Origin of the sequence: Rhodopseudomonas palustris, assembly GCF_003031265.1 — a bacterium.
Taxonomy (GTDB): domain Bacteria; phylum Pseudomonadota; class Alphaproteobacteria; order Rhizobiales; family Xanthobacteraceae; genus Rhodopseudomonas; species Rhodopseudomonas palustris_H.
Map to the genome: position 1 here is coordinate 2,557,478 of NZ_CP019966.1, position 12,768 is coordinate 2,570,245.

Genomic DNA, 12,768 nt, shown 5'->3' on the forward strand with positions numbered 1-12,768 from the left:
CTCGTCAGAAAGTGCTCAGGCGCTACGGCTGATCGCTGTGGTGTAGATGCGCTCGATCAAAGTGAGCGCGCCGCGATAGCCGGCGTAGCCGCGCGACAGCACGACTTCATAGGAGGCCGGGAAACCGACTTCGAGAATGAAGCCGCGCAGTTCCTTGGCGAGATCGCGCTCCCAGGTGGTGCCGAAGATCAGCGGCGGCTTGCGGCCGAAATCGGCGCTGCGGAGTGCGGTATGCACCGCGTAGCTATCTTCGGCGAACACCGGTTCGATGCCGACGTCGTGGTCGAGCTTGGCGAACGCCGCGCGGATCGCGTCGCGATGCTCGGGCGGGGTGTTGTCGGTGATCACCACCGAGGCCGGCACCAGGCCGAGCTGACGGACCGCGAAACTGCTCAGCGACAGCGTGGTGGCGGCGTCGCCGACGGCGGCGAACCGCGCCGGCAGGCCCCAGCGATACTGCGAATAGAACTCCGAGAACGCCTCGATGTAGCCGTAGTAGTCGCGCTCTTCCGCAGCGATGAAAGCTCCGGCCTGCGAGTCCGGAATGCCGGCAAAGGCGGCGACCTGGCGGAGGAATTCGGAGGTCTGCCGGCCGCCGATCGGCGGCACGGGCAGGTGAAGATACGGCTGGCCGTATTTGCTTTCCAGATGCTGCGCGGTGGCGAGGCCGAGCCAGGGCGATGCCACCAGATTGAACTGCGCCCGCGGGATTGCACGCCATTCCGATACGCCGGCCGAGCCGGGCCCGAACAGCACGTTGACGCGCAGCCCGATGCCTTGCAGTAGCCGCTTCAATTCGGCGAGATCGCCGCGCCAGAACGGGTCCTGATACGGCAGCGGTGCCCACAGATTGACGAGGCCGTGTTCACGCGGCCCTGCATCCGCACTGGCGAATTGGTCGATGATGGCGCGGGTGACGACCTCGTGGCCGGTGTAGTTGTTGCCACGGAAGCCGCCGGTGCCGGCATAGACCACGGGCGCGCCCTTGGCCTGGAATTCCTTGACCACGGCCGGCACGTCGTCGCCGATCAGATCCGGGATGCAGCCGGTGAGCACGACGAACAGATCGGCTTCCATCAGCTCCAGCGTGTGGCTGATCAGCTCGCGCAGCCGCTCTTCGCCGCCGAAGATCACTTCGCGCTGGGTGGCGTTGGTGCTCGGCGCGACGCCGAGACCGCCCCAGCCGCCGCCCTGGTAAGCGTTGTTGAAGGCGAGTGCGCCGCATTGCTTATCGGCGCAGCCCGGGCCGCAATGGGTGATCGGAATCGCGCGCGGGATCGCCGCCACGGTCTGCATCGCACCGAGCGCGCAGGCGTAACGAACCTGCTCGATCGGGCCTTCTTCGGGGACGTCGGCAACGACAGGGACAGGACCGGAGCGACGGACTTGAAGCGGGGTGATGGTCATCAGACGCGGCTTCCGGCGGCTTGCGGGGCGTTCTGCCGGGCGAGTAGATAGGGATCGGCCTGATCCAGCCACCAATGCTTGTAGGGCAGGCTGGTGTGGCCGGCGAGGTCCTGATGGAATTTGCGCTGCGCCAGCGCATCGACGATTTCTTCGCCGAGGTCGATCATGCCCTGATAGCCGATGGCCGTCGAAGCATCGCCGAGCGCGATCGCAGGCACGCCGAGGCGCGAGGCGAGGCCGGCCAGACCACCATGGCGGATGATGATGAAGTCCGGATCGGACCGCTTCAGCAGATTGTAGAACTGATACGGCTGGCGGTTGGAAATGCTGAAGTGCTCGACGTCGCCATAGGCGTCGATCATGTGACCGAGCGAGTCCTGGCGGACGTCGTGGCTGTCATAGACCGGGTCGTGATGGAACACGAGCGAGCCGGGCACCTCGACGCCGAGCTCACGCAGCACGCCGATCACGCCGTGAGCATAGGCCGCACCCATCGCCACGTAGCCGCGCACGCCCTTGAGCCGTTCGCGCAGCCGCTCGATCTGCGGGCGGACGCGGGCGTGCTCGCGGGCAATGTAGGCTTCGGCCAGCTCCTCCCGGTGGGTGGCCTTCGCGAGTGCGCGCAGCCAGGCGTCGGTGCCGGCGAAGCCATAAGGCTGCGGCGCCTTGATCTCCTGCACGCCGTATTGCTGCTCCAGCGCAGCGCCGAGATAACCGCCGACCGAATAGCAGAAGGTGGCCGATGCGGCGGCTTCTGAGGCGCGGGCGATCTCGTCGACCGACGCGACGGTGAGGATGTTGTTGGCTTCGAGGCCCAGCTCCGCCAGCATCGGCGTGAACACGTCGCTGCCCCACAGCACGATGATGTTGACGAGGTTGTCCTGCCGCGGGCCCGGCTTGGGCTTGACGACGTGGCGCAGCACGCCGTGCTGGATCGCGTCGAATCCCGAGCTCCAATGCTTGGACTTGAAGCCCTCGCAATACATCGCCACCACCGGGACACCGAGCTCGTCCTCGCAGTCGCGCACCACGCTCTCGACGTCGTCGCCGATGATGCCGGTGGCGCAGGAGGTGGCGACGAACACCGCTTTGGGCTGGTGCCGCTCTACCGCGGCCTTGATGGTGGCGCGCAGCTTCTCGGCGCCGCCATAGATCATGTCGCGCTCGATCAGGTTGCTCGACAGGCCGGTGACGTTGCGCGGAGCCAGGCCGCGCCGCATCAGGCCGTTGCGGAAGAACGCATTGCTGTTGATGTGACCGGCGGCGCAACCGATCGGGGAATGCTGCACCAGCACTGCGTCGCGAACGTTGCTGGCTTGGCTTTCAGCAATCTGCTCGGAGCAGGTCGAGCCCTGCGAGAACGGCGACTCCAATTCGCAGATGCGCTGGCCCTTGCCGCCGCAGCCGGGGCCACAATCGCCGCGGGAGAACGCGGACTCGTTGGCAAGGCGGGAGGCGGGGCCATCCCATGAAGTAATGGTACCAAGACGCTGCTCGCGGGTCTCGGCGGACGGACTACGAAGATTAATGGCCATCGGCGCTCAACGCCTTCAAAGAACGAAACTGTGAGGATGATCAGTTGCGCGGGAAGATGGCCATGAGGAAACGCTGTTCGCAAGCGCGAAAGCGCGGTGCTTTGCGATTTGAAAGAACTAACTGCGCCGCGTCGTGCGAGGAGAAGCAATCCAGTGTCGATGAGGCGCCGTGCGATGATGCTCGGCTACCAGCTTGCGGTATGACCCGTCCGTCGCGGTCACGATCAGGCGTCAGCGAGCGCGGAGTCGAGATCAGCGAGGAGGTCCCCGGCGTGCTCGAGCCCGATCGACAATACCACGCGCGGTGAGGCCGCAGCCCGGTCGAGGATGGCGCTGCGGACGCCTCCGTAGGTCACGGCAGGATCAAACAGTGTCAGTACGTCCGTAAACCGAGCCGCAGCGGCTGCGCTGGGCAGATCGAAGGCGATCAACGCAGCGCCTGTGGCGAGGCCGGACACCTTTGGATGCGCGCCCAGATAGGTCGCGACCTCGCGCGCGCTGGCGGTCTGCCGGCGCAGCCGCAGCGGCAATGTCTCGACACCCTGGATGATCTGGAACACCGCCAGTGGATTGATCGCCGCGCCGAGATCGCGCAGCAGATGCGCCCGCGTCCGCGCCACGAACGGACTGGCGTTCCATTTCTTCACCAGCTCGGTCCAAACCACGCCGTGGTACGACGCGTCTGGGTCGCTGAGGGTCGGCAGCCGGGTGGCATGAGCCTCCCAGGAAAACCGGCCGCCATCGATGATCAGACCGCCTTGGGCACCATCATGGCCACCGAGATATTCCGCCGCCGAATAGATCACCAGCGCTGCGCCGTGCTCGAACGGCCTTAACGACAGCGGCAGTGCGGTATTGTCGACGATCAGCGGTACGCCGGCTTGCTGCGCCGCTTCCGCTGCACCGGCGAGCGGGAAGGCGCGGAGCTGCGGCACGCTGAGGCTTTCGACATAATACGCCCGGGTACGTGCATCGGTCGCCGCGGCGAACGACTCCGCCGATCCCGTCTCGGCAGCGAAACGGACGTCGATCCCGAACTGGCGCAGCGAAGCGACGAGGCCGGCATTGCGTCCCGCCCCGATGTCTGGCGACAGCACGACGTTGTCACCGCTGTGAGTGATGTTGAGTAGTGCGTAGAGCGATGCGCTCTCGCCGGTGGCGAGCGCAAGGGCCCCGACGCCGCCTTCGAGTGCGGCTACGCGGCGCTCTAGAAACTCGCGGGTGGGATTGACGGTGCGCGTGTAGGTGTAGCCGATCTCTTCGAGCGCGAAGATACGGCGCGCGTGCTCGGTGTCCTGAAATTGGTACGAGGTCGTCAGGTAAATCGGAGGCACCACTGCGCCGGTGACCGGATCGGCGCGGAACGAACCACCATGGACCGCGAGCGTTTCGAAATTGGCGGCCTGTGGCTGGGTCATGACGGTGCGCTCCTCGGCGACAGAGGTGAAGAGAATGGATTGATCAGTGGATGTCGAGCGACGGATAGATCACTCAGTGCTGCTGCAGCCGCCGTCAAGCGGCGCATGCAAGACACGGCGCTGCGTCGACACCATACGGCGCGGTTTGGGAGTTTCGCGACGCGTGAGACTTCCGACAACTGAATAGCAAGTGTGTTCGAACGCGGCTTGTTCACAGCATCTGCAGAGAATACGGTTGGCACGTGAAGTCAAGTAATCGTGCTGGAAAGTGAAATGTTCGCGCAAGCTTCAACCGTCGATGATAATCATGCTGTCCAACTGCTGCATCCCAGCACATTCGTTCTCCGCGGCGCGCGCGGCCGTGCCGAGGTGAGTCGCCGTCCTGCGTCGCGCGGTGATGACGGGGGCAGCGCACCGCTGCATTTCGGCAACGAGAGGCTGGATGCGCGGTATCGAGCGGTGAGCCATCCGGTGCTGCGCGAGTTGGAGAGCAGGCTGGCCGCGTTCGAAGGTGGCGCTTCGGCGCTGGCGGTCGCGTCAGGGCAGGCGGCGTCGACATTCTCGGTGCTGAACCTGGCGCAAGCCGGCGACAATTTCGTCACCTCCACGGGGCTTTATGGTGGCACCTGGATCTTGTTCGACAACACGTTGCGCGAGCTCGGCATCCAGGCGCGGTTTGTCGATCCGTCCGACCCGGAGAACTTCCGACGCGCGACCGATGCGCGGACGCGGCTGTATTATGCGGAGACGCTGCCCAACCCGAAGCTGGAGGTGTTTCCGATCCGCGAAGTGGCTGCGATCGGTCGTTCGCTCGGGGTGCCGCTGGTGATGGACAACACCGCCGTCCCCGGCGTGGTGCGTCCGCTCGATCATGGCGCGGCGATCGTGATGTACTCGACCACCAAATATATCGGCGGTCATGGCACCACGCTCGGCGGCGCGATCATCGACGGCGGCAACTTCCCCTGGCAGCAGCACGCCGAACGGTTTCCGCTGCTGACGGCGCCCGATGCGGCCGATCCGCAAGTCGTCTGGACTGATGTTGCTCGGCCGTTCGGCCCGATCGCGTTTTCGCTCCGCGTGCGGCTGAAGCTGCTCGGTGATTTCGGCGCCGGCATGGCGCCGCTCGCCGCGTCGCAGATCTTGCAGGGGCTGGAGACGCTTCCCATCCGGATGGAGCAGCACAACGCCAATGCGCTTGTTGTCGCCGACTATCTGAAGGACCATCCGAAAGTCGCGGCGGTGCATTTCCCTGGCCTGCAGAGCGGTGAGCTCCGCCGTCGCGCCGACGCGTCGATGCGGGGAGGGTACGGCGCGCTGATCGGGTTCGAATTGCGCGACGGGCAGGCGGCCGGCCAGCGCTTCATCGAGGCGCTGAAGCTGTTCTATCACGTCGCCAATATCGGTGACGCGCGGTCGCTGGCGATCCAGCCCTCTGCCACCACTCATTCGCAGCTCAGTGAGGAGGATCAGCTGGCGGCCGGCGTGACGCCGGGCTTCATCCGGCTATCGATCGGGATCGAGCATCCGGACGACATTCTGGCCGACCTGGCGCAGGCGCTGGACGCTGCATGATGCGGTCGTTCCAAGGGGCTGCCCTGGCGCCCCTTGGAACTCGGTCAACTTGATTGGGAGGCGGCGAAGCGTTCGGGGACTTCTGGATCGCCTTGCCGTTTTGCCCTTCGCAAGGCCGCGAACGACATTTGGCGGGGAGCGATACGTCCCAGTGTGGCTAGCCGTTATGGCGAGGCTTGCGGCGGCGGTGGGACCACCGGGAGCGCGGTGATCGCCTTGATCTTTTCCATCGCAAACCGCGAGGTGACGTTCTTCAGTTCGGCGGTCTTGATCAGCCGGCGGTAGAACCGGTCGAACGACTTCATGTCGGCGACAACGACGCGCAGGACGTAGTCATAGTCACCAGCAAGCCGGTACACTTCGACCACTTCGGGCATGCCGCGGAGCGTTGTGGCGAATGAGGCTTGCCATTCCTTGGTCTGTTCGCCGGCTTCGATGAAGACGAACACCGACAGGCCGAGCCCGATCTTTTCCTGATCAACCAGTGCGACACGGCCGGTGATGACCCCGTCCATCTGCAGGCGCTGAATACGCTTCCAGCACGGAGTCGACGACAGCCCCACCTTGGAGGCGATGTCCGCGACCGAGTGGGTGGCGTTCTCCTGCAGCAGCCGGAGGATCTTGATATCGAGATGATCGAGAGGTCGTGACATACCGAACTGACGACGGAGTGATCCTGATCCGAGGATGGTCTGCTCGCGCGCCGGGCGTGACGAACGGACGAATGCCGTCAGTGACGTGTTCGGCGGAACGAACTACTCCGCGATCTAAGGACGTTCTCCGATCGAACACAACATCCGCCAAACAGTTTGAAAGAAGCTGCTGCGCTATTAGTTGGGTGGAGAACAAATCGCTCGCGGAGTGGCGTTCTCCGGAGCGATCGTTCTTACCGGCGGTTGGTCGTCCCCGGCGGAAAGTCCGTCGCGTTCCGAGTCAGGCAGCTCGACCGGTGAACTCGGCCGACCAACCCTCGGCATCGCTGAGATAGCGCACGGCTTTGATCCGGCGGGCGGCGGTGAGGCGGAAATTGTGCTCGAGGCCCGCCGGGACCACGATGAAATCGCCTGGACCAACGTGAAGATCGGCACGCTGCCCGTCAACAATGACGCCGAAGATGCCGGCCCCATCGAGAATGTGGCGGATCTCGTCGCCGGCGTGGCGATGCCAGTTTTCGAATTTGGTGGCGAGCTGCTCGTTATCCGGCCGCTCTGGATGCAGCACGATCAGGTCGCGCGACGGAAACTCCGGGCGCGGCGGCAGTGCGTCAAGCACGGTCGCGGCCGCGGTGTCGTCGAGCAGCGGTCGCCCCAGTGTTTCCGCCAGTGCCGTCGGCACCGGGTGATGCTCCACCACGATGCGATGCGCGCGTGCGATTGTTTCGATCTCCGCGGCGGTCGCCTCGCGTCCGTCGGCGAACAGGAGAGTTGCCATCGTTGTCCTCTTCAAAGCTGCCAGGGGGTGGAGTGAGGGTGCGTCAGGCGACCGCGCGGTCGCGCTCGGCTTCGGCTCGTTCCGCCGCGACCAGTCGATCCGCCCAGCTGCTCGACCATTCGCGAAGTTGCTGCGGATCGAGCGGCGTCGGCACCTTGGACTCGGTGTGCTCTGCGATGCGGTGCGCCAACTGGCGATAGATCTCGGCTTGCGCCGATTGCGGCGCCGCCTCGATGGTGGTGCGGCCGCTGAGTTCGGCCTGGGTGACGGTCAGGGAGCGTGGCACGTATTGCACGATCGGCGTCGCGGTGCGCGCGGCGAAATCGTCGATCACGTCGCGCTGGAAGTCGGTGTTGATCGAATTGGCGATGATGCCGCCGAGCAGCGCGCCGCCCGAGTTGGAGAACCGTTCGATGCCGCGGAACAGATTGTTGGCGGCATAGACTGCCATGAAGTCGGACGACGACACCGTGAACACGTGTTCGGCGATGCCCTCGCGCACCGGCACGGCGAAGCCGCCGCACACAACGTCCCCCAGCACGTCGTAGATCACGTAATCGAGGTCGAGTTCTTCAAACACCCGCTGCTGCTTCAGGAGTTCGACCGCGGTGATGATGCCACGGCCGGCACAACCGACGCCTGGCTGCGGGCCGCCGGCCTCGACGCAGTAGATGCCGCCGAAGCCTTGAAAGATCGCCTCGTAGGCATCGACGCGGCGGCGTTCCGCCAGCAGGTCGAGCACCGACGGGATGTAGGCGCCGCCGCGCAGCGTGTTGGTGGAGTCGGCCTTCGGGTCGGCGCCGAACTGCATCACCTTGTAGCCTGCTTCAGCCAGGGCCGCGCTGATGTTGGAGGTGGTGGTGGACTTGCCGATCCCGCCTTTCCCGTAGATGGCGATTTGCTTCAGTTTGCTGGCCATGGTCGGTTCCTATCCAGAATTGTCCAATGAGTGTGGGGGACGGCGTCAGCCGTGCGAAAAGGTCGGCTCGGCAAGGAGATCGTCGCCGTAAAGCGCGGCGGTGTAATCGCTGATCCCGAGTGCGCCGCAGGCGTCGGTGCGGCAGGGGTGGCAATCGTGGAACACGCGCAAATGACGCTCGGCGTCGGCGCGGGCGACGTAGCGCCGCATCAGGCTCGGGGCCGGCAGATTGGAGAAGCGATGCTGTGGGATCAGCGGGATGATGTTGATCATCCGCGCGCCGGCGGCTGCGACCTCGGCTGCGATGTCCCCGATGTGATCCTCGTTGACGGTGGGGATCAGCACGGTGTTCACCTTGATGGTGAGGCCGAGCGCGGCGGCAAGCGCGATGCCTTCGAGCTGGTTGCCGATCAGACGCTCGGCCGCGGCCCGGCCATCGAGGCGTCGTCGTTGCCACGCGATCTTGGGCGTGATCGTGGCCTGGATGTCGGGATCGACGGCGTTGACCGTCACCGTGAGGGTTTCGATCCCCACCGCGGCGATCTCCTCGATCCGTGATGGCAGCATCAGCCCGTTGGTCGAGAGGCACAGCGTCAGTTGCGGCCAACGGGCGCGAATTCGCACGAAAGTATCGAGCGCATGATCGGTTGCCAGCGGTTCGCCGGGGCCTGAGATCCCGACCACGGCAAGGGAGGGGCAGAGTTCGAGCGCGCGTTCGACCACTGCCTCGGCGTCCTCCGGGGACAACAGCCGCGTCGCGACGCCCGAGCGGTGATCGTGGCGGTTAAAGTCGCGTTTGCAGAATGAGCAGTCGATATTGCAACCGGGGCTGACCGGAAGGTGGAGCCGCTCCGCGGCGGCATGCCCTTCCGACGTGGTGCTGAAACATGGATGCCGGCCTTCCAACGCCGTGAACGCAGGTGTCGCGTGCTGCAAAGCATCGGCATTTGCGTTCAACGATATCGTCATGCGGGGCAGCGCTCCCGCAGCAAGCTGCTCTCCGCCAGTTCTCGCACCACGCTGTCGACGGTGTCGTCGGTCTCGAACGCGAGGATGTTGAGTTCAGCAAGGCGATTGACACCGCATTCGCCGATCTTGGCGACCACGACGGCACGGCAGTCGGCTACGAGATCGACCGAGACGTCGAGCGGATCGCGCTGCTGCGCCGCACTGCGGTCGGCACCGCAGCCGGGGATGTTGCGGCGGGTCTCAAGCAGCCGGGGAGTCGATGTCGAGACATCCCAGATCTGAAAGTCGGTCGCATAGCCGAAATGCTCGGTGACGCCGACGCCGTTCCCGGTGGCAATTGCAACCTTGATCGGTTCGGACTCCGATGATGGCGATCCCATATGGCCCCACGCAGCTCGTCAGCGTATATCCGCGCGCAATGCGGATGATCGATTACGTAGCTGATCGGCCGGAGCAATGGCTTTCGTTGTCGCTCGCCGAAGATGATACACGTTCTGTCGAAATCACCCGGCAATCAAATCGATGCTACGTCGCGTCGTGGCCGGTACGGCGTTGCCTTCAGCCACAGGCATCCGATCGATCCCGCAGGAGTGATCGATTCCAGAACCGTGATCCGCCTCAGTTCCGCGCTGATGTGAGCGGGCGACGCACTCACAAGACGGAAATCAAGATCTCCGTCAGCGCGGCTGAGCGATACAAATTTGCTGCCGATGCTGTGGTGGGGATCGCGTTCTTACTGAAATGCGTTGCCCATATTGACGCCGCAGAGTCGTGCGGCCCACTTTGATCTGCATCCGCGGCGGTGACGTCGTTCCGCAGCTGCAATCGCGGAAGATCGAGAGAATACATCGTGAGCCTGGCCCGTCTTGCCACACCCAAGGATCGCTCGCCCAAGGCGTTGATCGATCTGATTGGGAACACGCCCCTGGTGCAACTGACCCGGCTGGATGCCGGTCCGTGCCGGTTGTTCGCCAAACTCGAAGGCCAGAATCCAGGGGGGTCGATCAAGGATCGCCCGGCGCTGGCGATGATCGAGGCGTTCGAGCGCAGCGGCGAGCTGCGGCCGGGAGGGACCCTGGTCGAAGCCACCGCCGGCAACACCGGCCTCGGCCTAGCGCTGATCGCCGCGCTCAAAGGCTATCGTCTGGTTCTGGTCATCCCGGACAAAATGAGCCGCGAAAAGGTTCTGCACCTGAAGGCGATGGGCGCCGAGGTGGTGATGACCCGCTCCGACGTCGGTAAGGGACACCCGGCTTACTATCAGGATCTCGCCGAGAAGATCACCGCGGAAACCCCGGGCGCGGTGTTCGTCAATCAGTTCGCCAATCCGGCCAATCCGCTGGCCCACGAATACGGCACCGCGCCGGAAATCTGGGAGCAGATGGATCGCCGCGTCGACGCGGTGGTGTGCGGCATCGGATCCGGTGGCACGCTGACCGGAATCGGGCGGTTCTTTCAGCGCGCCTCGCCGACGACCGAGATCATTCTGGCCGATCCGAAAGGCTCGGTGCTGGTCGACGTTGTCGAAGGGCGCGAACCCGGCCCGGTCGGAAGCTGGCTGGTCGAAGGCATCGGCGAGGATTTCGTACCGAGCAATGCCGAGCTGAAGCTGGTGGCGCGTGGCTACACGGTCACCGATGCCGAATCCTTCCACGCCGCGCGTGAACTGCTGCGACGGGAGGGGATTCTCGCCGGCTCGTCGTCCGGCACGCTGCTGGCGGCTGCGCTGCGCTATTGCCGCGAGCAGACCAGGCCGAAGCGGGTGGTGACGCTGCTGCCGGACGGCGGCAACAAATATTTGTCGAAGATGTTCAACGACACCTGGATGGCCGATCAAGGCTTCGTGCCGCGTCGGCACGACGGCGATCTGCGCGACCTGATCGTACGCCGCCACGACGAAGGCGCTTCGATCACGGTCGCTCCCGAGGATACGCTGAACTTCGCCTATTCGCGGATGAAGCTCTACGAAGTGTCGCAACTGCCGGTGCTGGTCGACGACCGCGTCGTCGGCATCATCGACGAGTCCGATCTGCTGATGGCGACGATCGGCGATCCGGCCAAATTCGCCGAACCGGTGCATTCGGCGATGAGCAAGCGGGTCGAGACCGTCGAGGCGTCGGCACCATTCGAAAGCCTGATGCCGGTGTTCGACCGCGGCCACGTCGTCGTGGTCGTCGACGGCTCGCGCTTCCTCGGTCTGATCACCCGGATCGACCTGATCAATCATTTGCGTAGCAAGGTGCACTGATATGGACAAGACCACCAACCTGCGGCAGCGCGGGGCCAACACCCGTGCGGTGCACGGCGGCCAGCATTTCGATCCGTCGACCGGCGCGGTGACGACGCCGATCTACGCCACGTCGACATTCGTTCAGTCGGCGCCGGGCGTGCACAAGGGCTACGAATACGCGCGCTCGCAGAACCCGACGCGTGCCGCGTTCGAGGCCGCGATCGCCGACGCCGAGCGCGGCCACGCCGGCTTCGCTTTTGCCTCGGGCCTTGCGGCCGAGGCGGCGCTGTTGGAGATCGCCGGGCAGGGCAGCCACATCGTCGCGTCGGACGATCTCTATGGCGGAAGCTGGCGGCTGTTCCATCGGGTGCGCAGCCATTCGGCCGGGCTGACCATTACCCATGTCGATCCCGCCAATCTCGACGCGCTGCGCGACGCCATCCAGCCGAACACCGCCTTCATCTGGATCGAGACGCCCAGCAATCCGACGCTGCGCTTGGCTGATCTGGAAGCGATCGCCGCGATCGGCCGCGAGCGCGGCGTCCTCACCGTGGTCGACAACACCTTCGCGTCGCCGGCGGTACAGCGCCCGCTGGAGCACGGCATCGACATCGTGGTGCATTCGGTGACCAAGTACATCGGCGGCCATTCCGACATCGTCGGTGGTGCGATCGTCGTTCGCGATCCGGAGCTGGCGCAGAAGCTGCAGTTCCTGCAGAACGCCACCGGCGGCATCCTCGATCCGTTCTCCAGCTTCCTGGCGCTGCGCGGCATCAAGACGTTGCCGCTGCGAGTGCACCGCCATAGTTCGAATGCACTGGCGGTGGCGCGCTGGCTCGATGCCCATCCCAAGATCGAGCGGGTGGTCTATCCCGGGCTCAACAGCCATCCGCAGCACGCCCTCGCGGTGCGCCAGATGGATGGTGGCGGTGGCATGGTGGCAGCCTATCTGAAGGCCGACGAACAGCAGGTCGTCGACGTGCTGAGCCGATTCAGGCTGTTCGCGCTGGCGGAAAGTCTGGGCGCCGTGGAGAGCCTGGTCGGGCAGCCGTGGACCATGAGCCACGGCTCGCTGCCGGAAGCCGATCGGCTGGCGCGCCAGATCACACCTAATCTGATCCGGCTGTCGATCGGCATCGAAGACGTCGAAGATCTGACCGACGATCTCGAGCAGGCGCTGTCCATCTTGTGACGGGCCCGCTGGACAGCGAGATCTGAGCAAAGCAAATCAGAGATGCCCGGCATGTGCCGAGCATCTCTGTTGTCATCGGCGATCCAGTGAGG

At 64.8% G+C, this 12,768-nt stretch carries 11 protein-coding genes; 3 read left to right on the forward strand and 8 right to left on the reverse strand.

What is annotated here, in order from left to right; all coding sequences use genetic code 11:
- Nucleotides 1-15: 15 nt before the first annotated feature.
- The 3 genes from RPPS3_RS11785 to RPPS3_RS11795 form a co-directional block, all read right to left on the reverse strand.
- Nucleotides 16-1,407, reverse strand: a complete 1,392-nt coding sequence (locus RPPS3_RS11785; RefSeq protein WP_107344271.1) for a nitrogenase component 1 — start codon at nt 1,405-1,407, stop codon at nt 16-18.
- Nucleotides 1,407-2,942, reverse strand: a complete 1,536-nt coding sequence (locus RPPS3_RS11790) for a nitrogenase component 1 (RefSeq protein WP_107344272.1) — start codon at nt 2,940-2,942, stop codon at nt 1,407-1,409. Before RPPS3_RS11790 ends, RPPS3_RS11785 begins: the two co-directional genes overlap by 1 nt.
- A 224-nt stretch (nt 2,943-3,166) precedes the next feature.
- Nucleotides 3,167-4,360, reverse strand: coding sequence for a PLP-dependent transferase (locus tag RPPS3_RS11795; RefSeq protein WP_107344273.1), 1,194 nt, complete (start codon nt 4,358-4,360; stop codon nt 3,167-3,169).
- A 273-nt stretch (nt 4,361-4,633) separates the two neighbouring features.
- On the opposite strand from RPPS3_RS11795, the gene RPPS3_RS11800 reads away from it, so the two are divergent.
- Nucleotides 4,634-5,935: an O-acetylhomoserine aminocarboxypropyltransferase/cysteine synthase family protein gene (locus RPPS3_RS11800; protein WP_107344274.1), complete on the forward strand. Its 1,302-nt coding sequence runs from the start codon at nt 4,634-4,636 to the stop codon at nt 5,933-5,935.
- Between the two features lie 164 nt (nt 5,936-6,099).
- On the opposite strand, the gene RPPS3_RS11805 is transcribed toward RPPS3_RS11800, so the two are convergent.
- The 5 genes from RPPS3_RS11805 to RPPS3_RS11825 form a co-directional block, all read right to left on the reverse strand.
- Nucleotides 6,100-6,588, reverse strand: coding sequence for an Lrp/AsnC family transcriptional regulator (locus tag RPPS3_RS11805; protein ID WP_107344275.1), 489 nt, complete (start codon nt 6,586-6,588; stop codon nt 6,100-6,102).
- 280 nt (nt 6,589-6,868) lie between these two features.
- Nucleotides 6,869-7,366, reverse strand: coding sequence for a cupin domain-containing protein (locus RPPS3_RS11810; RefSeq protein ID WP_107344276.1), 498 nt, complete (start codon nt 7,364-7,366; stop codon nt 6,869-6,871).
- 43 nt (nt 7,367-7,409) lie between these two features.
- Nucleotides 7,410-8,285 (reverse strand): AAA family ATPase, encoded by an 876-nt coding sequence (locus tag RPPS3_RS11815; RefSeq protein WP_107344277.1) that lies wholly within the window; start codon nt 8,283-8,285, stop codon nt 7,410-7,412.
- 45 nt (nt 8,286-8,330) lie between these two features.
- Nucleotides 8,331-9,254, reverse strand: coding sequence for a radical SAM protein (locus RPPS3_RS11820; protein WP_107344278.1), 924 nt, complete (start codon nt 9,252-9,254; stop codon nt 8,331-8,333).
- Nucleotides 9,251-9,634, reverse strand: coding sequence for a NifB/NifX family molybdenum-iron cluster-binding protein (locus RPPS3_RS11825; protein WP_107344279.1), 384 nt, complete (start codon nt 9,632-9,634; stop codon nt 9,251-9,253). Before RPPS3_RS11825 ends, RPPS3_RS11820 begins: the two co-directional genes overlap by 4 nt.
- 470 nt (nt 9,635-10,104) lie before the next feature.
- Between RPPS3_RS11825 and RPPS3_RS11830 the strand changes: the two genes are divergently transcribed.
- Both RPPS3_RS11830 and RPPS3_RS11835 read left to right on the forward strand, forming a co-directional pair.
- Nucleotides 10,105-11,502: a pyridoxal-phosphate dependent enzyme gene (locus RPPS3_RS11830; RefSeq protein ID WP_107344280.1), complete on the forward strand. Its 1,398-nt coding sequence runs from the start codon at nt 10,105-10,107 to the stop codon at nt 11,500-11,502.
- 1 nt (nt 11,503) lies between these two features.
- Entirely contained in the window at nt 11,504-12,676 is a 1,173-nt protein-coding gene (locus RPPS3_RS11835) for a trans-sulfuration enzyme family protein (RefSeq protein ID WP_107344281.1), read from the forward strand.
- Nucleotides 12,677-12,768: the final 92 nt, after the last annotated feature.

Coding starts and splice junctions, on each gene's coding strand:
- RPPS3_RS11800 (WP_107344274.1), top strand. CDS start 4,634: ATGTTCGCGCAAGCTTCAACCGTCGATGATAATCATGCTGTCCAACTG.
- RPPS3_RS11815 (WP_107344277.1), bottom strand. CDS start 8,285: ATGGCCAGCAAACTGAAGCAAATCGCCATCTACGGGAAAGGCGGGATC.
- RPPS3_RS11820 (WP_107344278.1), bottom strand. CDS start 9,254: ATGACGATATCGTTGAACGCAAATGCCGATGCTTTGCAGCACGCGACA.
- RPPS3_RS11790 (WP_107344272.1), bottom strand. CDS start 2,942: ATGGCCATTAATCTTCGTAGTCCGTCCGCCGAGACCCGCGAGCAGCGT.
- RPPS3_RS11825 (WP_107344279.1), bottom strand. CDS start 9,634: ATGGGATCGCCATCATCGGAGTCCGAACCGATCAAGGTTGCAATTGCC.
- RPPS3_RS11835 (WP_107344281.1), top strand. CDS start 11,504: ATGGACAAGACCACCAACCTGCGGCAGCGCGGGGCCAACACCCGTGCG.
- RPPS3_RS11805 (WP_107344275.1), bottom strand. CDS start 6,588: ATGTCACGACCTCTCGATCATCTCGATATCAAGATCCTCCGGCTGCTG.
- RPPS3_RS11785 (WP_107344271.1), bottom strand. CDS start 1,407: ATGACCATCACCCCGCTTCAAGTCCGTCGCTCCGGTCCTGTCCCTGTC.
- RPPS3_RS11810 (WP_107344276.1), bottom strand. CDS start 7,366: ATGGCAACTCTCCTGTTCGCCGACGGACGCGAGGCGACCGCCGCGGAG.
- RPPS3_RS11795 (WP_107344273.1), bottom strand. CDS start 4,360: ATGACCCAGCCACAGGCCGCCAATTTCGAAACGCTCGCGGTCCATGGT.